Genomic DNA, 23,312 nt, shown 5'->3' on the forward strand with positions numbered 1-23,312 from the left:
ATCATGCCCACCGGGACCATCCTCGTTGCCGACGACGACGCGGCCATTCGCACGGTGCTGAACCAGGCCCTGTCGCGGGCCGGCTACACGGTGCGGCTCACGTCGAACGCCACCACCTTGTGGCGGTGGGTCAGTTCCGGCGACGGCGACCTCGTCGTCACCGACGTGATGATGCCGGACGAGAACGCCTTCGACGTTCTGCCGCGCATCAAGAAGATGCGCCCCGATCTGCCGGTGATCGTGATGAGCGCGCAAAACACCTTCATGACCGCGATCCGCGCGTCGGAAAAGGGCGCCTACGAATATCTGCCCAAGCCCTTCGACCTGAAGGAACTCACCACCATCGTCGGCCGCGCGCTGTCGGAGCCCAAGCGCACGCAGGTGGAGAGCCGGGAGGAGGGCGGCGACCAGATCCCGCTGATCGGACGCTCGCCGGCCATGCAGGAGATCTACCGGGTGCTCGCCCGGCTGATGCAGACCGACCTGTCGGTGATGATCAACGGCGAATCGGGCACCGGCAAGGAACTGGTCGCGCGCGCGCTGCACGACTACGGCAAGCGGCGCAACGGTCCCTTCGTGGCGATCAACATGGCGGCCATTCCGCGCGATCTGATCGAGGCGGAGCTTTTCGGCCACGAAAAGGGCGCCTTCACAGGCGCGCAACAGCGCTCCGCCGGTCGCTTCGAGCAGGCCGACGGCGGCACGCTCTTTCTCGACGAGATCGGCGACATGCCGATGGAGGCCCAGACCCGGCTCCTGCGCGTGCTGCAGCAGGGCGAATACACCACCGTCGGCGGCCGCGTGCCGATCCGCACGGACGTGCGCATCGTCGCCGCCACCAACAAGGATCTGCGCCATCTGATCAATCAGGGTCTGTTCCGCGAGGACCTCTATTACCGGCTGAACGTCGTGCCGATCCGCCTTCCGCCGCTGCGCGAGCGCATCGAGGACATTCCCGATCTGGTGCGCCATTTCTTCGCGCTGGCGGAAAAGGAGGGGCTGCCGCCCAAGCAGATCGAGCAGGCGGCCATCGACCGGCTGCGCCGCTACCGCTGGCCGGGCAATGTGCGCGAACTGGAAAACCTGGTTCGCCGGCTCTCCGCGCTCTATCCGCAGGACGTGATCTCGGCCGCGCTGATCGATCAGGAACTCAGCCAGCCGGCGCCGACCGCCGAGGAAGACGAGGACAGCGCGCCCATTGATCTCTCGGCCTCGGTGGAGCGCTACCTCAACACCTACTTCCAGGCTTTCGGCGATGCCCTGCCGCCGCCGGGGCTCTACCATCGCATCCTGCGCGAGGTGGAATATCCGTTGATCGGGGCTGCACTCGCGGCGACGCGCGGCAACCAGATCAAGGCGGCGGAACTGCTCGGCGTCAATCGCAACACGCTGCGCAAGAAGATCCGCGATCTCGACGTGCAGGTGATCCGCCAGAACCGGTGACGTGACCGGTGACGCGACCGGTGACGCGGCGCGGCGCGCCGGCGCCGCCCATTCACAAGCCTCAAGACCTGTCGTAATTTGGCAACATTGTGTGATAAGGCTGCCGCAGCCTTTCGCGACGGTCCCGCCCGGGCCGGCTTCGGACAATGGTTGCACCACAGTGATCGCGGATCGATTGAGCGCCTCAGCCCTGAACACGGAGCCCGGCCGGAAAGGCCGACGCCTGCGCCGGCTCGGACTGGTGCTGGTCATCGTGTCGCTGATCTCGATCACCGCCACCTTCTTCGTGCTGATGGGCGTCACGCCGATCGCGCCGGACGGCGTCGTGTCGCAGGCTGCGATGGTGGTGAACGGTGTCCTGGTCGCCATCCTTCTGCTGCTGGTGATTCTGGAATTCGCCTCCCTGTGGCAGGCGCGCCGGCGGGGGCGGGCGGCCGCGCGGCTGCACGGGCGCATCGTCACGCTGTTCAGCGTGATGGCCGCGGTGCCGGCGCTGCTGGTTGCCGTGCTGGCCACGATCACGCTCGACCGCGGGCTCGACCGCTGGTTCGAGGATCGAACCCGGCTGATCATCGACAATGCGCTCACCGTCGCCCAGGCCTATCTTCAGGAGCACGCGCGGGTGTTGCGCGGCGATCTCATCGCCATGGCGAGTGACATCGACCGCGCGCGCGCCGTCTACGACTTCGAGCCGACCCGCTTCGATTCGTTCTTCCAGACCCAGACCACCTTGCGGGCGCTGCTCGGCGCCTATCTGATGAAGCCCGACGGGACCGTCATCACCCGCGTCGTCGTCAATCCGGACGCCGACATCCTGCCGCCGCCACTGGAGGCCTTCGACCAGGCGGCCGGCGGCGAGCCGGTGATCATCGCGCCGGGCGTGTCCAATCTGGTCGGCGGCGTGATGAAGCTCTCCGCCTATGACGAGATGTATCTCTATGTCACCCGCGCCATGGACAAGCGGGTGGTCGATTACCTGAGGCTCGCGGAGGACGGCGCCAATCAGTACACGCGCATGGAGCAAAGCCGCTTCGGCGTGCAGGTGGCCTTCGCGCTCGTCTACACCGGCGTGACGCTGGTGCTGCTGCTGTCGGCGGTGTGGATCGGCTTCGGCTTCGCCAACATGCTGGTGTCGCCGATCCGCCGACTGATCGGCGCGGCCGACCAGGTGTCGAAGGGCAATCTCTACGTCCAGGTGGAAACCGACAAGTCGGCCGGCGACCTCGCCAATCTGGGCGCGACCTTCAACAACATGACGGCGCAATTGCGCGGCCAGCGCGACGCGCTGCTCGCCGCCAACGACCAGATCGACCGCCGCCGGCGATTTACCGAGGCGGTTCTTTCGGGCGTGACCTCCGCCGTGGTCGGGATCGACGACAGCGGGCGCATCTCGCTCGTCAACCGCTCGGCGCGCGAGTTGCTCGACGTCAGCGAGAGCGAGTTGCTGGACGAATCGCTGACGCAGGCCGTCCCGGAACTCGCCGAGATCATCGAGACGGCGATGGCGCGCAGCGACGACCGCATGGCGGAGGCGCAGGTCTCCATGCACCGCAAGGGGCGCGAGCGCACCGTCAACGTCCGGGTGACCAGCGAGAAGTCGACGCGCAGCGAGCATGGCTTCGTGGTCACGCTGGACGACATCACCGATCTGGTGACGGCGCAGCGCACCTCCGCCTGGGCCGATGTCGCCCGGCGCATCGCGCATGAGATCAAGAACCCGCTGACCCCGATCCAGCTTTCCGCCGAGCGCATCCGCCGCCGCTACGGCAAGAGAATCGAGGAAGATCGCGCCGTCTTCGACCAATGCGTCGACACGATCATCCGTCAGGTCGGCGACATCGGCCGCATGGTCGACGAGTTCTCGTCCTTCGCGCGCATGCCCAAGCCGTCGATGACGGTGAGCGACCTGCGCAACACGGTGCGCGAGGCCGCCTTCATGCAAAGCGTGGCGAACTCGGAGATCTCGATCTCGACCGAGGTGCCGGAGGAGGCCGTCGAGGCCTGTTTCGACCAGCGTCTGGTCGGTCAGGCGCTGACCAACGTGGTGAAGAACGCGGCCGAGGCGGTCGAGGCCCTGCCGGAGGACAAGGCGGGGAGCGGACGCATCAAGGTCCGGCTGACGCGCGACGAGGCGCGCGATCGCATCGTCATCGACATCATCGACAATGGCATCGGGCTGCCGCAGGAGAACCGCCAGCGCCTGCTCGAGCCCTATATGACGACCCGCGAGAAGGGCACCGGGCTCGGGCTGGCGATCGTCAAGAAGATCCTGGAAGACCATGGCGGCGGCATCGAGCTGATGGACGCGCCGCCCGATTTCTCTCAAGGCGGCGGACCCGGCGCCACGGTGCGGCTCAGCCTCGCCGCCGGGCTCGACCCCGCGGGCGGCGCGGCCCCCGAAACGTCTTCCGACTCCCCCGCCGCATCGGCGTCCACGACATCACGAACGGTTGCGACAGATGGCTTATGATATTCTGGTAGTCGATGACGAGGCGGACATTCGCGATCTGATCGCCGGTATTCTCGACGACGAGGGCTATGCGACCCGAACGGCCGCCGACAGCGACGCGGCGCTGGCCGCGATCCAGGAGCGCCGGCCCTCGCTCGTGGTGCTCGACATCTGGCTGCAGGGCAGCCGGCTCGACGGGCTCGACCTGCTCGACGTCATTCGCGAACAGGATCCCGACCTGCCGGTGATCATCATTTCCGGCCACGGCAACATCGAGACCGCCGTCTCCGCGATCAAGCGCGGGGCCTATGACTACATCGAAAAGCCGTTCAAGACGGACCGGCTGGTGCTGGTCACCGAGCGCGCCCTGGAAGCCTCGTCGCTGAAGCGCGAGATCCGCCAGCTCAAGCAGCGCAGCGCCGACGCGCCGGACCTTCTCGGCGAAAGCAGCGCGATCAACCAGTTGCGGACCACCATCGAGCGTGTCGCACCGACCAACAGCCGGGTGCTGATCACCGGTCCCTCCGGCTCGGGCAAGGAACTGACCGCGCGCACCCTGCACGCCATGTCGCAGCGCGCGAAAAGCCCCTTCGTCGTGATCAACGCCGCCACCATCACGCCGGAGCGGATGGAGGAGGAACTCTTCGGGATCGAGGACGCGGACGGGCGCATTCGCAAGGTCGGCGCGATGGAAGAGGCGCATGGCGGCACGCTCTACATCGACGAAGTCGCCGACATGCCGCACGAGACGCAGAGCAAGATCCTGCGCGTGCTGGTCGACCAGACCTTCAGCCGGGTCGGCGGGGTCGGCAAGGTCAGCGTCGACATCCGCATCCTGTCGTCGAGCGCCCGCAACCTGGAGCAGGAGATCGCCGAGGCCCGGTTCCGGGAGGATCTTTTCCACCGGCTCGGTGTCGTGCCGCTGCATGTGCCGCCGCTCGCCGAGCGGCGCGAGGACATTCCGCTGCTGGTGCAGTTCTTCATGGAGCAGATCTCGGTGGCGTCCGGCCTGCCCATGCGGCGCATCGGCGAAGACGCGATGGCCGTGCTTCAGGCGCATGACTGGCCGGGCAATGTCCGCCAGTTGCGCAACAACGTCGAAAGGCTGATGATCCTGACCCGGGCGGATCCGGAAGCCGTGATCACCGCCGATCTGCTGCCGGGCGAGATCGGGGCGGACGTGCCGAGCCTGCCGACCAACGGCGGGGGCGAGCATCTGATGGCCCTGCCGCTGCGCGATGCGCGCGAGATGTTCGAGCGCGACTATCTGCAGGCGCAGATCAAGCGCTTCGGCGGCAACGTCTCGCGCACGGCCGAATTCGTCGGGATGGAGCGCTCCGCGCTGCACCGCAAGCTCAAGTCCCTCGGACTGACCTGACCCGCGACCGGACGGGCGCGCTCGGGGCTCGACACACCAACCAAGGACGGCCAAGCGATGAGAGTTGTGATTTGCGGCGCGGGGCAGGTCGGCTACGGCATTGCCGAAAAGCTCGCGGCGGAACAGAACGACGTCTCGGTCATCGATTCCTCGCCGCGGCTGATCAATGCGATCCGCGACACGCTCGACGTGCGCGGCTTCGTCGGCCACGGAGCGCATCCGGACGTGCTCGCCCAGGCCGGCGCCGACCAGGCCGACATGCTGATCGCCGTCACGCTCTACGACGAGGTCAACATGGTGGCCTGTCAGGTGGCGCATTCGCTCTTCAAGGTGCCGACCAAGGTCGCGCGCGTGCGCGCCCAGAGCTACCTGCGGCCCCAGTGGGGCGATCTGTTCTCGCGCGAGAACATGCCCATCGACGTGATCATCTCGCCGGAGATCGAGGTCGGCGAGATGGTGCTGCGCCGTCTGGCGCTGCCGGGCGCGGTGGAGACCGTGCGCTTCGCCGACGAGCAGGTCGTGGTGGTGGGCATCGTCTGTCAGGAGGATTGCCCGGTCGTCAACACGCCGCTCAGGCAGCTGACCGAGCTCTTTCCCGATCTCGGCGCCGTGGTCGCGGGCGTGTTTCGCGGCAATCATCTCTTCGTGCCGAAGAGTTCCGATTCGTTGCTGGAGGACGATCTGGTCTACGTCATCGCCCGGCGCGACAACGTGCGCCGGACGCTGGCGATCTTCGGGCACGAGGAGGCGGAGGCGACCCGCGTGGTCATCGCCGGCGGCGGCAACATCGGCCATTACGTCGCCCGCGAACTGGAACAGCGCCAGTCGACCGCCAAGGTCAAGATCGTCGAGCAGTCGCGCGAGCGCGCGCTCGGCATCGCCGACACGCTCAAGCGCACGGTGATCCTGCACGGCAGCGCGCTCGACCAGTCGCTGCTGCTGGAAGCCGACGTGCAGGACGCCGACACGCTGATCGCGCTGACCAACGTGGACGAGGTCAACATCCTCTCCTGCGTGATGGCCAAGAAGCTCGGCTGCAAGCGCAACCTGTCGCTGATCAACAACCCCGGCTACCCGACCTTCGCGCATGCGTTGGGGATCGACGCCTTCGTCAATCCCCGGCAGGTGACGATCTCCAAGATCCTGCAACACGTGCGCCGGGGCCGGATCCGCGGCGTGCATGCGCTGCAGAACGGCGCGGCGGAGGTCATCGAGGCGGAAGCGCTGGAGACCTCGCCGCTCGTCGGCCGCCCCTTGCGCGACATCGACCTTCCCGACGGCATCCGTGTTGGCGCCATCTTCCGAAACGGGCAGGTGATAACGCCCGACGGCAGCACGGTCATCCGCGCGCACGACCGCTGCGTGCTCTTCGCCATCGCCGAACGCGTGCGGCAGGTGGAGCAAATGTTCCGGGTCAGTCTGGAATTTTTCTGATTGCGTTCGATATAGGCCCCGGATACGGGAAAAGGGTTGTGTGCGGCCGCCGCCACCCTCGACCCGAGGAAACCGGGCCGCGCCGGCCTTTTGCGGCACGCGTTGCCGCTCCGGCCGTGCCAAGTTGTGCCGCTTGAGGCCGGACCCCCGAGACACCTGTCAAACCGAGAACCCTGGAAGTCGCATGTCACGTATCGCCTATGTCAACGGTCGCTACCAGCGCCACGCCGAGGCCATGGTCCATGTCGAGGATCGCGGTTATCAGTTCTCCGACGGCGTCTATGAGGTCTGCGAGATCTGGAACGGACGCGTCGTCGACGAGCGGCGCCACCTCGACCGCCTGGAGCGCTCCCTGCGTGAGCTGCAGATCCGCATGCCGATGGGGCGCGCCGCGCTCAGCCAGGTCATGCGCGAGGTCGTGCGCCGCAATCACGTTTCCGACGGGCTCGTCTATCTCCAGGTGACGCGCGGCGTCGCCCGGCGCGATCACGTGTTTCCCTCGCCCGACACCAAGCCCGCGCTGGTCGTCACCGCGCGTTCGGTTCCCGCCGGGGCGGGCGATGCCAGCGCGCAGGCCGGCGTCGGCGTCATCACCGTGCCGGACAATCGCTGGGAGCGGGTGGACATCAAGACCGTGGGCCTGCTGCCCAATGTGCTCGCAAAGCAGAAGGCCAAGGAAGCCGGCGCGAAGGAAGCCTGGTTCGTCGATACGCAGGGATTCGTGACCGAGGGCGGATCGACCAACGCCTGGATCGTCACCAAGGACAATACGCTGGTCACGCGGCCGGCGGAGCAGGGCATCCTGAAGGGCATCACCCGTCAGGTTGTGCTGGATATGATTGAACGCCACGGTTTTGCGTTTGACGAGCGCCCCTTCACCGTGGAAGAAGCGAAACAGGCCAAGGAAGCCTTCATCACGGCGGCCTCCACGCTGGTGATGCCGGTGGTGCGCATCGACGACACGCCGGTCGGCAACGGTCATCCCGGCGAGCTCTCCCGGGAGCTGCGCCAGCGTTTCCACGAGGTCAGCGAAAGCGAACCCGTGTGAGAGGGAATGCGGATGAACAAACGGGCAGAAAAGCGGAATCGAATGCGATAGAGTGACCCGGGAAGTGGCTGGCGATCGCATTCCTCGGCATGACCTGGAGGGGTGGGGCGATCGTCCGGGCAGGCGATTGCGGGGCCCAGGGTGCTGCACCCGGCGCTTCCGATAAACTCATGCGAATGCAGGAAAAAATAAAACATGGCTGACCGCGCTCAGAACCTTCAGGACACATTCCTCAACCACGTTCGCAAGCAGAAAACCCCGCTGACGATCTTCCTGATCAACGGGGTCAAGCTGCAGGGCGTCGTGACGTGGTTCGACAATTTCTGCGTGCTTCTGCGCCGCGACGGGCACTCCCAGCTCGTCTACAAGCACGCGATTTCCACCGTCATGCCGAATGCTCCGGTCCAGCTCTTCGAGCCGGCCGACGAGACGGGCGAAAAAGCGGCGGGCTGATTGAAAAAGCAGAACAGACCAAAGCCGTCCCGAGACGACGCTCCGTCACCCGATCACGCCTTCGACGCCAAGCGCGACGCCCGCGGGGCGCGTGCGGCGGTGATCGTGCCGGTGCTCACCGGTCGTGCGGCCGGGGAGAGCGCCGCCGCGCGCCGGTCTCCGCAGGCCCGGCTGGAGGAAGCGGTCGGCCTTGCCGCGGCCATCGACCTGGAGGTCGTGTCCTCCGGCATCGCCAACATCGCGCAGCCGCGCCCGGGCACGCTCTTCGGGAGCGGCAAGGTCGAGGATCTGGCCGCCATCGTGCGGGCGGAAGAGCTCGAGCTCATCGTCGTCGACCATCCGCTGACGCCGATCCAGCAGCGCAACCTGGAAAAGGCGCTCAAGTGCAAGGTGCTCGACCGCACGGGCCTGATCCTCGAGATCTTCGGCGCCCGCGCCAGCACCGCGGAGGGCACGCTGCAGGTCGAGCTGGCGCATCTCAAGTGGCAGAAAAGCCGGCTGGTGCGCTCCTGGACCCACCTGGAACGCCAGCGCGGCGGCCTCGGCTTCGTCGGCGGCCCCGGCGAAACCCAGATCGAGGCCGACCGGCGGCTCATCCAGGAGCGGATCACGCGCCTTGAACGCGAGCTTGCCCAGGTCAGCCGCACCCGCGACCTGCACCGGCAGAAGCGCAAGAAGGTGCCGCAGCCCGTCGTGGCCCTCGTCGGCTACACCAACGCCGGAAAATCGACGCTGTTCAACCGGCTGACCCGCTCCGAGGTCTTCGCCAAGGACCTGCTGTTCGCCACCCTCGACCCGACCCTGCGCCGCGTCGCGCTGCCGCACGGGCGCGAGATCATCCTCTCCGACACGGTGGGCTTCATCTCCGACCTGCCGACCCATCTCATCGCCGCCTTCCGGGCGACGCTGGAGGAGGTGACGGAGGCGGACCTCGTGCTGCATGTGCGCGACATCGCGCATGAGGATACCGAGGCGCAGGCGCAGGACGTCTCCGACACGCTGGAAATCCTGGGCTTCGGCGCGGAGCGCGACGTGCCGATCATCGAGGTGTGGAACAAGATCGACCTGCTGGCAGGCGAGCGCAGCGCCGCGCTGCTCGCCGCCAACCAAGGCGCGGGCCGCGGCGACGGGCCGGTCAGCGTGTCGGCCCAGAACGGTCAGGGACTGGACGACCTGCTCGCGCGCATCGAGGCGGAATTGTCGGCCGGAAGCGCCAGTTTCGACGTGACCCTGCCGGTCGAGGATGGCGAGGCCATCGCCTGGCTGCATCGCAACACGGACGTGCTGGCGCGCGACGACGACGAGATGCGCTGCCGCTTCCGCATCCGCGTGTCGGAGCGCCGGCGCGGCGAGGTTCTGGAGCGGTTCAAGGGCCGGCTGACGCCGGTGGGCGACGCGGTCACCTCCTGAGGGCGCCGGTCTCGGGGCGCTCGGTCGCCCTTCCTCTTAGTCCCCCTGCTTCCTAATCCCTCTGCCTCTCAATCCCCCTGTCTCTCCGGCGAGGGCGGCGTCTGCGGACGGGAGGGCCGCTTCGCCGCCTGCCAGGCCGCTTCCATCTCTTCCAGGCTCATCGCCTCGAGCGACGTCCGCCGCTCCTGCGCCGCGCGCTCGATCTCCGCGAACCGGCTGCGGAACTTCCTGTTGGTACGCTTGAGCGCGGCTTCCGGGTCGATCTCCAGATGTCGGGCGAGATTCGCCACGGCGAAGAGCAGATCGCCCAGCTCGTCCTCGATCCGGTCGCGCTCAAGCGCTTGCGGCGCCGCGCCGATCTCGGCGGCGAGTTCCTCCGTTTCCTCGCGGATCTTGTCGAGCACCGGGCCGGCCGCGCCCCAGTCGAAGCCGACGCGCGCGGCGCGCTTCTGCAGCTTTTCCGCTTCCGTCAGCGCGGGGAAGGCGGAGGGCACGTCGTCGAGATAGGCGGGCGGGGCGTCCTCCAGTCCCAGCGCGGCGCGCTGGCGGGCGCGCGCGTCCTTTTCCTGGCTCTTGATCCGCTCCCATGACCCCTTGGCGATGCCGGCGGATCGCGCCTCCTCGTCGCCGAAGACATGCGGATGCCGGCGGATCATCTTGGCCGTGATGCCTTCCACCACATCGCCGAAGTCGAAGGTCCCGGCCTCGCGCGCCATCTGCGCGTGATAGACGACCTGCAGCAGCAGATCGCCCAGCTCCTCGCGTAGATCCACCGGATCGCCGCGATGGATCGCGTCGGCCACCTCATAGGCTTCCTCGATCGTATAGGGCACGATGGTCTCGAAGGTCTGCTCCAGATCCCAGGGGCATCCGGTGCCCGGCGTTCTGAGCGCGGTCATGATGTCGATCAGGCGCTGGATGTCGCGGTCCGGGGTCATGGCGGTCCTTGTCGCTGGCGAAAATGCAGGTTGGCAGGAGGTAGCACCGACGCGCGGCGAACCCAAGGGTCCCGCGTCCGCGTCTTGATCGCCGAGGGCGCCTGGCGTACCCCGGGTGGGGACGCAGCAGAGAGGCGGACGATGAGCCAGGACACATGGCAGGACGCGCTCGTCGTCGGGCGCGGCATCACGATCCCGGCGCGCGAGTTGTCCGAGGAGTTCATCCGGGCGTCCGGCCCCGGCGGTCAGAACGTCAACAAGGTGTCGAGCGCGGTGCAATTGCGCTTTCACCTCGCGGCCAATGAGACCCTGCCCGAGGACGTCAAGGCGCGGCTTGCGCGGCTCGCCGGCCAGCGCCTGACCCGCGACGGCGACATTCTGATCCAGGCCGACCGGTTCCGCTCGCAGGAGCGCAATCGCGAGGACGCCCGGGAGCGTCTCGTCGCGCTTGTCGAGCGTGCGCTGGAACGCCCCAAGCCGCGCCGGCCGACCCGGCCGACGCGTGGCTCGAAGGAGCGACGGCTCGCGTCCAAGAAACAGCGCGGCCAGACGAAGAAACTGCGTGGCCGGCCCGTCGATTGAGAGAGGTCTTTCGACCGAGGGAAGGGGCCCGGTTGCAGGCACAAAAAAGCCGCCGGGGAAGACCCCGGCGGCTTTTCGCGTTCGCGTGGCCCGTCTGGCGGGCTAGCGGCCGTTCACGCCGAGACGGGCAGCGTCGGACGCGCCCGGTTCGCCGAAGCGAACGGCATTGAAGCGCGCGCGATGGGCCGCATCGCCGCGGTAGCCGAGATCGGAAAGCGTGCGCGAATCGGTGTCCGCGACATGAAGGGGATGAACGCGCGAGGCGACGCCAAGGGCGTTGCCGAGAACTTTGGTCAGAAAGGTCATTGCACTCTCCACAAGGCTGGGGTTTCGGGCCGCGCGACCGGGGTGCCGGTTGCGATACTCGGGATATGTGCGCATTCGCCCTTTCAATCAAACAAAAAGCACTTACGTTTTAGATCAATGAAATTGAACTCAAGGTCGCGGGGACGCCGGGATGGACCAACTGCCGGGGAAAGGAACCCCTCTGATCGAGACGGATCTCTACCGAACCTTTCTCGTGATCTCCGAAACGGGAAGTTTTTCAAGGGCGTCGGAAGTGATCGGGCGCACGCCCTCCGCCGTTTCGATGCAGATCAAGAAACTGGAAACCCTGTTGGGCGTTTCCCTGTTCGCACGCGAGGGACGCAGCGTCCGCTTGACCGGGGCGGGGGAGGCGCTGCTCGGTTACGCGCGGCGCATCCTGATGCTCAACGAGGAGGCGGTGTCGCTGTTTCGTGCGCCGGCAATCGAGGGCGAGGTGCGTTTCGGCGCGCCATCGGATTTCGGCACGCGCTTTCTGCCCAACATCCTGACCCGGTTCGCCCGCTCGCATCCGGGGGTGAATGTCGACGTGCATCTCGACGGCAGCCCGCGGCTTCTCAAGGGGCTGAAGGAGCGCACCCTCGACCTGGTGCTCTACACCGCGCGCCCGGACAGCGACGCCGCGCGCGGCGGCGAGATCGTCTACACCGAGCCGCTCGCCTGGGCGGGGCTGGAGGGCGGGGTCGCCTACAGCCGCGAGCCGCTGCCGCTGGCCCTGTCCGTGTCGGGCTGCCCCTGGCGCAAGGCGGCGCGCAGCGCGCTCGACGCCGCGCAACATCCCTATCGCATCGCCTATCAAAGCTTCCACAGCGCGGGGCAGGAGGCGGCGCTGCTCGCCGATCTCGCGGTTTCGCCGTTTCCCGCCAGCGTCATCGTGCCGCCGCTCCAGCGCCTCGACGAGCGTCACGGGTTGCCGGACATCGGGACGTACCACCTGATTCTCAAGGAAGCGGGCAAGGCCGGCAAGGCGACCGACGCCTTCGCCCGCCACGTGGTCGACTTCTTCCGCGACATGGCCGCGACGCAAACCGCCCAGTCCGCACAGCTCGTGTGAGCGTGCCGCCGCAGGCGCGGCACAAGACCGCTGGCGGTTCCCCGAACCTCTCATCGCCACCCCGTCATCGTCACACCGTCCGTGCGGGCACGAAACGGCTTGGGGGCATCCCGGGCCTGCAGCCGAGGCTTGTCCGGCCTGCCGGGAACGCGGCGCGGTCGTGGCAGGTCACGGCCGTTGCGAAGATGAGCGGGAAGTCTAATTCGAGCCATGCGCTTGCGTAGCAAAGCAATGGAAACTCATTCCCTCACGTTGCAAATACGTGAACCGTTGCATGCCAGAATTTCCCCTGACCGCCGCTGAGACCTAGACTTCGCCGCGACGGCAGCGGTCACGGCCGGCAAGCTGCGATTATCCCGTCATTTGTTGGTGCGGAAGGGCGCGGATTTCCCGGTCTTGAAAAAATCTGCCGACGGGCTTTGCAATAGTGGCGGCATTCCATGTTAACCTGAGGCGCGGCGGAGAGATCGCGCAGACGATCGTGTCGCCGCAAGGCATCCGGTGCCTGGAAGGAAGTCGTCTTGCCTGCGACGTGGGGCGAGGCCGACCGGGCCGCATGGAGGGCGGATCGAGGGGTGCGCCGGTTCGGCGCAGCCGGGCGCCGTCCGGCACGGGGCAGGGCGGGGTTTCCCTCGGCACCGTTTTCCTCGGCATCGTTTTGCTCGGCGTCGTTTTCCTCGGCACCGGGGATGCCGGAACAACCGAAGAAACAGGTGGAGATAGACAGGGCCAATGTCGACCAGAGACACTTCGAGCAAGCTGCATCCCAAGGTAGAGGACGCGCGCCGGGAGATGGAGCGGGGCCGGCTGAACCGCCGCGAGTTCGTGCGTTTCGCCGCCCTTCTCGGCGTCGGCGCGGGCGCTGCCTATGCCATGGCCGGCCTTCCGAGCCCGGCCTTTGCCGACGATCACGGCAACATGCCGTTCCCGGCGGACGACCCCAACGCGAAGTCCGGCGGGATCCTGAAGATCGCCATGCAGGTGCAGAAGATGGAGGACCCGGCGACCTATTCCTGGGTCGAGATGTCCAACCAGACGCGCCACATCCTCGAGCATCTGGCGATGACCGGGCCGGACAACGTTACCCGGCCGATGCTGGCGGAGCGCTGGGAAGCCTCCGACGATCTCACGACCTGGACGTTCTATCTGCGCAAGGGCGTGAAGTGGCACAATGGCGACGACTTCACGACCGAGGACGTCAAGTTCAACTTCGACCGCTGGATGAACCCCGACCTCGGTTCGTCCAACGTCGGCCTGTCCTCGATCGCCGCCATGCTGGAGGAAAGGGACGGCAAGAAGGTCATGCGCGAGGGCGCGATCGAGGTGATCGACGATCACACCATCCGCTTCAATCTCGCCAAGCCGGTGCTGTCCTTCCCGGAGGACATGTACAACTACCCGACCGCGCTGCTGCACCGCAGCTTCGAGCCGCCGTTCTCGGCCAACCCGATCGGCACCGGTCCGTTCACGCTGGTGGAGAATGTCGTCGGCGACAAGTGCATCCTCAAGCGCGCCGAGAACCATGAGTACTGGGGCGGCAAGGTCTATCTCGACGAGATCCACTATTACAATTTCGACGAGGACAACCAGCTCACCGCCTTCGCGACCGGCGAGGTGGATTCCATCTACGAGTTCGGCGTCGAGCAGATGGAACTGGCCAAGGCGCTCGATGGCGAGATCGTCTCGGCGCGCACGTCGCAGACGCTGTGCTGCCGCTTCCAGGTCGACAAGAAACCCTTCGACGACAAGCGTGTGCGTCAGGCGATCGTCAAGGCGATCGACAACAACCGCGTCATGGAACTCGTCTATCCGGAAGGCGGCGACGTCGGCGAGAATCACCATGTGGCGCCGATCCATCCCGAGTATTTCGAACTGCCGAAGCTCACCCGCGACGTGGAGGGCGCCAAGGCGCTGCTCGCCGAGGCGGGCTACGCGGACGGGCTGGAGCTGACCATCGACGTCGGCAACACCGACGGCCCGTGGCACCAGACGGTCGCCGAGGCCATGCGCGACCAGCTCAAGGACGTCGGCATCACGCTCAACGTCAATGTCATGCCGCCCTCCAAGTACTGGGAAATCTGGGACAAGACGCCGTTCGGCGCGACCGCCTGGACGCACCGTCCGCTCGGCACCATGGTGCTCTCCCTCGGCTACCGCTCCGGCGTGCCGTGGAACGAGACCAACTACGCCAACCCGGAATGGGACGCCGCGCTCGACGAGGCGGAATCGACCCTCGACGTGGAAAAGCGTCGCGCCCTGATGGAGAAGGTCGAGAAGATCCTGCAGGACGATGCCGTCATGGTGCAGCCGATCTTCCGCCCGGTGTACACCATCGTGAAATCGTCGGTGAACGGCTATCCGGGGCACCCGACCCAGTATCATCAGTTCAACAAGGTCTGGAAGGCCTGACACGACTGAGAGAAGAGGCGACCGGGGGCTTTCCCCGGTCGTTTCGTCAGCACCGCCCGGCGTCGCGCCGCGGCGGCGAGGGGCCTTATTCGGGTGGGCACGATGGTCAAACTGATCCTGAGGCGGCTTGTTCAGATGGTTCTGATCATGGCCGTCGCATCGCTTTTGCTGTTCGCGATTTTCGACACGCCGGAGTTCAAGAAGCGGCTCGCCGTTCAGGAACTTGGCGGCTTCGCCGTCTCGGCGCTGACGGACGAAAGCTACAACGCCTGGCTGGCGGAAAAGGGCCTCGATGCCCCCTTTTACATTCGCTACGTGAACTGGCTCGGCGATATCCTGCAGGGCGATCTCGGGTTTTCCTATGAGAAGAACCGGGAGGTCGCGCCGCTGCTGATGGACCGGCTGGCCAACACGGGCATCCTGGCGTTCTTCGTCTTCGCCCTCATGATCCCGATCTCGCTGGTGCTCGGGATTCTCGCCGGCATGAAGGAGGGCTCGGTCCAGGACCGCTCGATTTCCTTCATATCGGTGTTCACCACCAGCATTCCGGAAATCGCGACGGCCATCCTGCTCACCGTGGTGCTGGCGCTCGGTCTCGGTTGGCTGCCGGCGAAATCGGCGATGATCAGCGGTTTCGACTTCAAGCAGCTGGTGCTGCCGGTGCTGACGCTGGTGATCTACGATTTCGGCTATGTGGCGCGCATGACCCGTGCCTCGATGGCGGAGGTGATGACCTCGCAATACATCCGCACCGCAATCCTGAAGGGCATTCCCTATCGCCGGGTGATCATGAAGCACGCCCTGCGCAACGCGCTGATCGCCCCCTTCACGCTGATCGTGCTGCAGCTCAACTGGCTGCTGTCCGGCGTCGTCGTGGTCGAGGTGTTCTTCGAATACGACGGCTTCGGCAAGCTTCTGCTGGAGGCGGCGCTCTTCCCGGACGTGGAGGTCGTGCAGGCCTGCACGCTGGTGGCAGTCGCCGTGGCCGTGATGTCGCAGATCATCTCCGACATCGGCTACACCTTCCTGAATCCGCGCATTCGCTTCGCCTGAGGACGGGGACACGACACGATGGCCGTTACCGAACTCGACGCCGGTCCCGCCCTGCTTGACCGCCTGTCCAGACCCAAGCCGCTCGTTGCGCTTGCGCTTTTGATGTGGGTGCCGCTCACCGCCTATGTGATGTTCGCCGGCTCGCTCGGCGACAACGCCTCGTCGGTGCTGCTGCCGGCGATCCCCGCGACGCTGCTGCTCTATGTGCTCGGCGTGCGGGCCTTCCGCGAAAGCTGGGTGGCCGTGATCGGGCTGACGCTGGTCTTCTTCTGGCTGCTGATGGCCGTGACCGCGCCGTTCCTGCCGCTGCTCGATCCCAACAAGCCGATCGCGCCCTTCGTCACGCCGCTCAGCGAGCGGGGGGACATCTTTTTCTGGCTCGGCACCGACTTCAAGGGCCGCGACATGCTTTCGCGCATGATCTGGGGCTGCCAGCGGGTGCTGGTCTGGGGCGTGACGGCGACGATGGTGGCCTATGTGGTCGGCGCCATGTTCGGCCTCATCTCGGGCTATCTCGCCGGCTGGTGGGACGAGGTGATCTCCTTCGCCGCCAACGTGCTGCTGTCCTTCCCGGTGATGGTGCTGTTCATCGTGATCCTCAATTACCTCGGGCCGTCGGGCTTCAACATCGTGGTCGCGGTGACCTTTGCCTCCGCGCCGGCGATCATGCGCATCGTTCGCGGGCTCGCGATGGACATCAAGACCCGCGACTATGTCTTCGCGGCACAGACGCGCGGCGAGCATCCGCTCTACATCATGGTGTTCGAGCTGCTGCCGAACGTGCGCGGGCCGATCATCGTCGATGCCTGCCTGCGGCTCGGCTACACGACCGTGGCGATCACCACGCTGACCTTCCTCGGGCTCGGCCTGCAGCCGCCCGATCCGGACTGGGGGCTGATGATCCGCGAAAGCGCCAAGACGGCGATGCTGTGGAAGTTCTCCTACATGCTGCTGGTGCCGGCGCTCGCCGTCTCGAGCCTCATTCTCGGCTTCAACCTGATGGCCGACGGCCTGCGCGAAATGAGCCTGAGGGACTAGGCCATGCGCGCAAGTCACGGACCCTTCAGCGCTCTTGCGAGCGATATCACGACGACCCGTGCCCCGGGCGGCAGGCGGCGATTACCGCCCGCGCCCGCGCGCGGCTGACCGGAGCGTGTCGATGAGCGATCAGACGCCGGTGCTGGAGTGCCGGAACCTTTGCATCTCCTACTACACGCGCGCGGGCGAGATCCCGGCCGTGGTGGACTTCAACCTCAAGCTCATGCCGGGCGAGGCGCACGGCATTGTCGGGGAAAGCGGCTGCGGCAAGTCGACCGTCGCGCTCGCGATCATGCAGTACATGGGCAAGAACGGCGCGATTGTCGGCGGCGAGATCCTGTTCGACGGGCGCGACATGCGCACCATGAGCGCCGAGGAGCTGCGCCACATTCGCGGCTCCAAGATCGCCATGGTCTATCAGGAGCCGATGGCCTCGCTCAATCCGTCGATGAAGATCGGCGACCAGCTCGCCGAGGTGCCGATCTATCACGACGGCCTGTCGAAGGCCGAGGCGCTGGCGCGGGCCGAGGAGATGCTCGCCAAGGTCCGCCTGCCGGATCCCGAGCGCATCCTCAACGCCTATCCGCATCAGATCTCCGGCGGCCAGCAGCAGCGCGTGGTGATCGCCATGGCGCTTCTGTCCAATCCGCGCCTGCTGCTGCTCGACGAGCCCACGACCGCGCTCGACGTGACGGTGGAAGCGGGCATCGTCGATCTGATCAACGAGATCTCCGAGGAGTTCGGAACCTCGATGATCTACATCTCGCACAATCTGGGCCTGATCCTGGAAACCTGCGACCGGCTGACGGTGATGTATTCCGGCGAGGCGGTGGAGGTCGGCGACATCCACGATGTCTTCGACGAGATGCGCCACCCCTATACGCGCGGCCTGTTCAACTCGATCCCGCTGCCGGGCGCGGACAAGAACGCGCAGCCGCTGGTCGCCATTCCGGGTCAGTTGCCGCTGCCGCACGAGCGGCCCGTGGGCTGCAACTTCGGCCCGCGCTGCACCTTCTTCCGCGAGAAGGTGTGCGACACCGGCAAGCTCTTGATGCACTCGGTGCCGGGTGACGACGATCACAAGGTGCGCTGCGAGCGCTTCCAGGAGATCGACTGGGCCCGCGACCTGCCGCCGGGCGAGGCGAAGCCGCCGGTCGAGGCCGGCGATACGGTGCTCGCCGTGGAGGACATGACGAAACACTACCTCATCGACGAGGGCGGGCTCGCGATCTTCGGCGGTGAACCGATGACGGTGAAGGCCAACCAGAATCTCAGTTTCACGGCCCGTGAGGCGGAAACGGTCGCCATCGTCGGCGAAAGCGGTTGCGGCAAGTCGACCTTCGCCAAGGTGCTGATGGGCCTAGAAGACGCCACCGACGGCGAGGTGATGCTCGGTAATGTCGAACTCGGCGGGCTGCCGGTCGACAAGCGCGACAAGGCCACCATCGCCAAGCTGCAGATGATCTTCCAGAACCCCTTCGACACGCTCAATCCCTCGCACACCATCGGCGGGCAGATCGGGCGCGTGATCCGGAAATTCGGCGTTGCCAAGGATGACGCCGAGGTCGAGGAGATCATCTTCCGGCTGCTCGACACGGTGAAGCTGCCGCGCGACTTCGCCAAACGCAAGCCGCGCCAGCTCTCCGGCGGCCAGAAGCAGCGCGTCGGCATCGCCCGCGCCTTCGCCGGCAACCCGAAGGTGGTGATCGCCGACGAGCCGGTCTCCGCGCTCGACGTGTCGGTGCAGGCGGCGGTGACGGAACTGCTGATGGACATCCAGCGGGAAAACCGAACGACGATGCTCTTCATCAGCCACGATCTCTCCGTGGTGCGCTATCTGGCCGACCGCATCGTGGTGATGTATCTCGGGCAGATCATGGAGCAGGGCACGACGGAGGAAATCTTCGCGCCGCCCTATCATCCCTACACCGAGGCCTTGCTCGCGGCCGTTCCGATTGCCGACACGAAGGTCGAGAAACGCCACATCGTGCTGAAGGGCGAGATTCCGTCGCCGGCCAACCCGCCGCAGGGCTGCCCGTTCTCCACCCGCTGCGCCTACATGATCCCCGGCACCTGCGACGTCACGCCGCCGCCGCAGCGCACCTTCGGCTCGGGGCACAGGATCCTGTGCCATCTTGAGCCGGCCGAGCTGGAAAAGATGGAGCCGGTGATCAAGCAGAAGGCCCCGGACGAGGCGGCCGAGTGACCCGCGTTCACCGCCCGCGTGCCGCGTCCAGACGCGACACCGGAGGCAGGGCCTCGATCTCGCGCAGGAGCTTGCGGCGCATGGCCTCGGCGAAATCGCCGTAATCGTCGATGGCGAGGACGAAGCTCTGAGGTCCGCTCGCCACATGCGCGCGATACCAGGCGGCAAGCTCGGGGTCGTCCGTCTCAATGGCCAGGCCGTTGATGGTGACGCCGCGCGACAGGGCCATCCCGCGCGCGGTGTCGATCAGCACCGTATAGTCGCGCGGCGGCGTTTCGCGCCCGTCGCCCGACACGTCGACCACCTGCCGCGCACCGGCGAAGCCGTTGCGGTCGAAATGGCGCATGGCATGCGCAAGCCCCGACCCGATTCCCGTGCCGCCGTTCACCCGGCGCGGCCAGCGCTCCGCCATTTGCGCGAAGCGTTCTGCCGACATTGGCGCCTCGATCAGCACGAAGGGCGAGAGATCGGCCGGGCGCTCCGCCTCGGCCCAGACGGCCAACGCCACCGCGATCCGTCCGAGCGGGCCGCCCGCGATGGCTGCCTGCACCTCGGCGGAGCGGAAAGCCGCCGCGATGCCGCGCATCTGCAAGGCGTATTCGCCGGCATCGACGCTGGCCGACGCGTCGACCGCCAGCACCAGCTCCAGATCCACCGCCGTTTGCGACAGCGCGGCGCGGGGCGCGCCGGCAAAGGCGAGGCCAAGCAAGACAAGGAACACGGCAGGGTGCAGGGCCTTTTCGGCCCTGTCGAAAAGCGCGGTCATGCAAACGACATGGGACGGCGATAGGGCAAGGCAACGTTTGACAGACGGCTAAGCTGCGTCTGCCACCAGCGAAGGAGACTGCGCATGACCCTCGTCACCTCGGAAAGCGACCTCGAAGCGCTGTATGGAACGGCCAATCTCGCCTCCACGGCGAAGGAGATCGATCATGTTTGCGAGCACTACGCCCGGCTGATCGAGGCCTCGCCCTTCGTGGCGGTGGCGACCTCCGGGCCCGAGGGGCTCGACTGCTCGCCGCGCGGCGACCGCGGGCCGGTCGTGCGCATCGACACGCCACGACGCCTGACGATGCCGGACCGGCGCGGCAACAACCGCATCGACACGCTGCGCAACATCGTGCGCGACCCGCGCATCGCGCTGCTGTTCCTCATTCCCGGCAGCGGCACCACGGTGCGCGTCAACGGGCGCGCGGCCGTCAGTGTCGATCCGCAGCTGATCGCCTCCTTCGAGGTCGAGGGGCAACGGCCGCGCTCGGTCATCGTGATCGACGTGGAGCGGGTCTATTTCCAGTGCGCCCGGGCGATCGTGCGCTCGCGGATCTGGGATGGCGCGACGCATTTGGACCCGGCGACGCTGCCCACGCCCGGCGACATCCTCGCCACCTTGAGCGAGGAGCGCGTCGGCGGCGCGGCCTATGACGCCGAATGGCCCGAGCGCGCCCGCAAGACGCTTTGGTAATGCGGGCGCGAACCGATCAGCCCTCCGGCCGGCAGATCTCGTCGCGGCGGATCGCGCCGAAGGTCTTTCCCAGCAGCAGCAGGATCACCCCCCACAGCACCGCATAGGCGACCAGCATGGTGACCCGTTGGAACGCGGCCCCCGTCGCATCCGCGAAGAGCGCGGAGGCGATGACGAAGGCCGCGACCGGGAAGGAATAGGCCCACCACGACATGGCGAAGGGCAGCTTCAGCAGCTTCTTCACCTGCGTCAGCGTCACCAGCGTGAACATCAGCGCGCAGTAGTAGAGAAACCGCGCCACGCCATCGATCTCGCCGCCGTTGATCTGCAGCCAGGCCACGAAGCCGGCGGACGGCGGGGCGATCAGGATCACCAGCGTCGGCAGCAGGCGCTCGGGCAGCGGGTTGTGGAAGATCAGCCGGTTGAACACCAGCGTCAGGAACACCAGCCACAGCAGCATGCCGATGGAGAAGAAGAACCACGACACCTCGAGATAGCCGAGCCGCACGCCGGCGATGGGCACCAGCACATTGCCGACCGCCGGAATGAACCACGCCGGCGTCAAATGCGCCTGCTCGAAGGTGCGATGGCTGATCCAGGCGGCGATCACGCCGAGCGTCACGACAAGATGCACCGAGGCCGCGCACACCCAAAGACCATGCGCCAGCGGCTGGCTGACCGGCAGCAGACCGGCCGAAATCAGCAGCACGCCGATGGTGATCGCGGGAAAGAAGGCGATCTTCACCGGATGGTTCCATTCAGCCCTGAGCGCGTCCGCGTGGCGCAGGCCCTTGAGAACGAAGAGGGCCGCGATCGCGACAAACGCCAGCGCGGCGACGGCGATCAGCACGAGGCTGGCCGTTGCGGGCGCTCCGAAATAGAGCTCCACGCGATGGGTCGCGAGCGCAAGGCCGGCAAGCCCCATGACCACGGCGAAGAAGGTCACGGGGAAATGAACGAGTTTGGGAGCGGGGGCCTGTGAGGCCGCGGTCAGCTCGGCATCCATGATGAAAGGTCCGGTGGTCTGTGGGACTGTCGTCGGTGAGGGGACGGGTGGCCCGGCGCGCGCTGCGGCCGGTGCTGCCCGGTTGGTACCGACCATACTATTTGAAGAAATCCGAACCTATCCGAAGAAACCGCAAGCCTTGCGACAAAACCTCGCTTGTCCGAAGGGTGGGGGACTTGACGTTGCCGCCCGCGGAGCGGATGACTGCCGCCATTGCCATCACGCATCAGGGATTTCTCATGCCAAGCGCCGACCGTCTCGCCATCGTTCTCGCCGCCGGACTGGGGACGCGGATGAAATCCGCGCATCCCAAGGTGATGCATGAGGTCGGCAACCTGTCGCTCGTCGGGCATGTGCTCGCGGCGGTGAAGGCGGCCGAGATCGAGCGCATCGCCGTGGTCGTCGGCCCCGACATGGCGGATCTGGAGGCGGAGGTCGCGCGCCGCGCCCCGCAGGCGACATGCCACGAGCAGACCGAGCGTCTGGGCACCGCCCATGCGGCCATGGCCGCCGGGCCAGCCTACGCCGACGCGCCCCGTCAGGTGCTGGTGCTCTTCGGCGACACGCCACTGATCACGGCGGAAACGGTTGCCCGTGTCTCGGCGGGTCTGGAGACGGGGGCGGACCTTGTGGTGCTCGGCTTCGAAACGGACACCCCCACGGGCTATGGCCGTCTCCTGACGACGAATGGCAGCGTCACCGCGATCCGCGAGGAGAAGGACGCAAGCCCCGAGGAACGGGCGGTCCGCCTGTGCAACTCCGGCATCATGGCCTTCGACGGCCGGATCTTCGCCGACATTCTGTCGCGGATCGGAACCGACAACGCGCAGGGCGAGTACTATCTGACCGACGCGGTGGAGATCGCGCATGCGCTCGGGCTGACCGTGGTCGTCGAGACGGCGGAGGAAGATGAGCTCCAGGGCATCAACACGCGTGCCCAGCTTGCCCGGGTCGAGGCGGAATTCCAGACCCGCGCCCGCGCCCGCGCCATGGCCGAGGGTGCCACGCTGGTGGCGCCCGAAACCGTCTTCTTCTCCCATGACACGCGCATCGGCCGGGATGTGGTGATCGAGCCCAATGTGGTCTTCGGCCCTGGCGTCACGATTGGCGACAATGTGCGCGTGCGCGCCTTTTCCCATCTCGAGGCGGCGGACGTCGCGAGCCAGGCGACGCTCGGCCCCTATGCGCGCCTGCGTCCGGGCGCGCGGATCGGGGAGGGGGCCCATGTCGGCAACTTCGTGGAAATCAAGAACGCGACGGTGGAGGCGGGCGCCAAGGTCAATCATCTGACCTACATCGGCGATGCCCGCATCGGCGCGAAGGCGAACATCGGCGCCGGCACCATCACCTGCAACTACGACGGCTATCTGAAACACCACACGGACATTGGCGCGGGCGCCTTCGTCGGCTCAAACTCGACGCTGGTCGCGCCGCTGACGATCGGCGACGGCGCCTATCTGGGGGCCGGCGGCGTGGTCACCGAGGACGTGCCGGCCGATGCGCTGGCGCTCGGCCGCGCCCGGCAGGTCATCAAGGACGGCATGGGCGCCAGCCTGCGCACCCGCTTCGCGGCGGCCAAGGCGGAGAAGGCGAAGACCGGTGACGGCGGCTGATCGCGGGGAACC

The 23,312-nt window shown here is 66.7% G+C and carries 19 protein-coding genes; 15 read left to right on the forward strand and 4 right to left on the reverse strand.

Annotated features, from left to right (window positions below; genetic code table 11):
* Positions 1–3 precede the first annotated feature (3 nt).
* From ntrC to hflX, 7 genes are all read left to right on the forward strand, one after another.
* On the forward strand, positions 4–1,443 hold the full coding sequence (gene ntrC, locus ABL312_RS06565) for a nitrogen regulation protein NR(I) (protein ID WP_349360579.1): 1,440 nt from the start codon (positions 4–6) through the stop codon (positions 1,441–1,443).
* A gap of 175 nt (positions 1,444–1,618) precedes the next feature.
* A complete protein-coding gene (locus tag ABL312_RS06570; protein ID WP_349360580.1) occupies positions 1,619–3,913 on the forward strand; it encodes a PAS domain-containing sensor histidine kinase in 2,295 nt (764 codons plus the stop codon).
* Positions 3,903–5,270: a sigma-54 dependent transcriptional regulator gene (locus ABL312_RS06575; protein WP_349360581.1), complete on the forward strand. Its 1,368-nt coding sequence runs from the start codon at positions 3,903–3,905 to the stop codon at positions 5,268–5,270. Before ABL312_RS06570 ends, ABL312_RS06575 begins: the two co-directional genes overlap by 11 nt.
* Positions 5,271–5,327: 57 nt before the next feature.
* A complete protein-coding gene (gene trkA / locus ABL312_RS06580; protein WP_349360582.1) occupies positions 5,328–6,704 on the forward strand; it encodes a Trk system potassium transporter TrkA in 1,377 nt (458 codons plus the stop codon).
* A gap of 184 nt (positions 6,705–6,888) precedes the next feature.
* Positions 6,889–7,752: a D-amino-acid transaminase gene (locus tag ABL312_RS06585; RefSeq protein ID WP_349360583.1), complete on the forward strand. Its 864-nt coding sequence runs from the start codon at positions 6,889–6,891 to the stop codon at positions 7,750–7,752.
* A gap of 195 nt (positions 7,753–7,947) precedes the next feature.
* On the forward strand, positions 7,948–8,205 hold the full coding sequence (gene hfq, locus ABL312_RS06590) for an RNA chaperone Hfq (RefSeq protein WP_349360585.1): 258 nt from the start codon (positions 7,948–7,950) through the stop codon (positions 8,203–8,205).
* Complete coding sequence (gene hflX / locus ABL312_RS06595; protein WP_374730183.1) at positions 8,206–9,615, forward strand: GTPase HflX; 1,410 nt, start codon at positions 8,206–8,208, stop codon at positions 9,613–9,615.
* 68 nt (positions 9,616–9,683) lie between these two features.
* On the opposite strand, the gene mazG is transcribed toward hflX, so the two are convergent.
* Positions 9,684–10,553 (reverse strand): nucleoside triphosphate pyrophosphohydrolase, encoded by an 870-nt coding sequence (gene mazG / locus ABL312_RS06600; RefSeq protein ID WP_349360586.1) that lies wholly within the window; start codon positions 10,551–10,553, stop codon positions 9,684–9,686.
* A gap of 141 nt (positions 10,554–10,694) precedes the next feature.
* Here mazG and arfB point away from each other — a divergent pair, with 141 nt between their 5' ends.
* Positions 10,695–11,135, forward strand: coding sequence for an alternative ribosome rescue aminoacyl-tRNA hydrolase ArfB (gene arfB / locus ABL312_RS06605; RefSeq protein WP_349360587.1), 441 nt, complete (start codon positions 10,695–10,697; stop codon positions 11,133–11,135).
* Between the two features lie 102 nt (positions 11,136–11,237).
* Here the strand turns inward: arfB and ABL312_RS06610 are convergent, their stop codons facing one another.
* Positions 11,238–11,441 carry a hypothetical protein gene (locus ABL312_RS06610; protein WP_349360588.1) on the reverse strand — a complete coding sequence of 68 codons (204 nt, stop codon included), beginning with the start codon at positions 11,439–11,441 and terminating at the stop codon, positions 11,238–11,240.
* A 151-nt stretch (positions 11,442–11,592) separates the two neighbouring features.
* On the opposite strand from ABL312_RS06610, the gene ABL312_RS06615 reads away from it, so the two are divergent.
* The 5 genes from ABL312_RS06615 to ABL312_RS06635 all read left to right on the forward strand — a co-directional run bounded on the left by ABL312_RS06615 (position 11,593) and on the right by ABL312_RS06635 (position 19,219).
* The gene (locus ABL312_RS06615) at positions 11,593–12,513 is read left to right on the forward strand and encodes a LysR substrate-binding domain-containing protein (RefSeq protein ID WP_349360589.1); all 921 of its coding nucleotides are present in this window, start codon (positions 11,593–11,595) and stop codon (positions 12,511–12,513) included.
* 732 nt (positions 12,514–13,245) lie between these two features.
* Positions 13,246–14,922 (forward strand): ABC transporter substrate-binding protein, encoded by a 1,677-nt coding sequence (locus ABL312_RS06620; protein ID WP_349360590.1) that lies wholly within the window; start codon positions 13,246–13,248, stop codon positions 14,920–14,922.
* A gap of 102 nt (positions 14,923–15,024) precedes the next feature.
* A complete protein-coding gene (locus ABL312_RS06625; RefSeq protein WP_349360591.1) occupies positions 15,025–15,975 on the forward strand; it encodes an ABC transporter permease in 951 nt (316 codons plus the stop codon).
* Positions 15,976–15,993: 18 nt separating this feature from the next.
* A complete protein-coding gene (locus ABL312_RS06630; protein WP_349360592.1) occupies positions 15,994–17,013 on the forward strand; it encodes an ABC transporter permease in 1,020 nt (339 codons plus the stop codon).
* 121 nt (positions 17,014–17,134) lie between these two features.
* Positions 17,135–19,219 (forward strand): ABC transporter ATP-binding protein, encoded by a 2,085-nt coding sequence (locus tag ABL312_RS06635; protein ID WP_349360593.1) that lies wholly within the window; start codon positions 17,135–17,137, stop codon positions 19,217–19,219.
* Positions 19,220–19,226: 7 nt separating this feature from the next.
* On the opposite strand, the gene ABL312_RS06640 is transcribed toward ABL312_RS06635, so the two are convergent.
* A complete protein-coding gene (locus ABL312_RS06640; RefSeq protein WP_349360594.1) occupies positions 19,227–19,985 on the reverse strand; it encodes a DUF1194 domain-containing protein in 759 nt (252 codons plus the stop codon).
* An 84-nt stretch (positions 19,986–20,069) separates the two neighbouring features.
* Between ABL312_RS06640 and ABL312_RS06645 the strand changes: the two genes are divergently transcribed.
* Entirely contained in the window at positions 20,070–20,681 is a 612-nt protein-coding gene (locus ABL312_RS06645; RefSeq protein ID WP_349360595.1) for a pyridoxamine 5'-phosphate oxidase family protein, read from the forward strand.
* A gap of 16 nt (positions 20,682–20,697) precedes the next feature.
* Here the strand turns inward: ABL312_RS06645 and ABL312_RS06650 are convergent, their stop codons facing one another.
* Positions 20,698–21,687: an SLAC1 anion channel family protein gene (locus ABL312_RS06650; RefSeq protein ID WP_349360596.1), complete on the reverse strand. Its 990-nt coding sequence runs from the start codon at positions 21,685–21,687 to the stop codon at positions 20,698–20,700.
* Positions 21,688–21,926: 239 nt separating this feature from the next.
* On the opposite strand from ABL312_RS06650, the gene glmU reads away from it, so the two are divergent.
* The gene (gene glmU / locus ABL312_RS06655) at positions 21,927–23,300 is read left to right on the forward strand and encodes a bifunctional UDP-N-acetylglucosamine diphosphorylase/glucosamine-1-phosphate N-acetyltransferase GlmU (protein ID WP_349360597.1); all 1,374 of its coding nucleotides are present in this window, start codon (positions 21,927–21,929) and stop codon (positions 23,298–23,300) included.
* The last annotated feature ends 12 nt before the right edge of the window (positions 23,301–23,312 follow it).

The sequence above is a fragment of the Stappia sp. genome (assembly GCF_040110915.1).
Classification (GTDB): Bacteria; Pseudomonadota; Alphaproteobacteria; order Rhizobiales; family Stappiaceae; genus Stappia.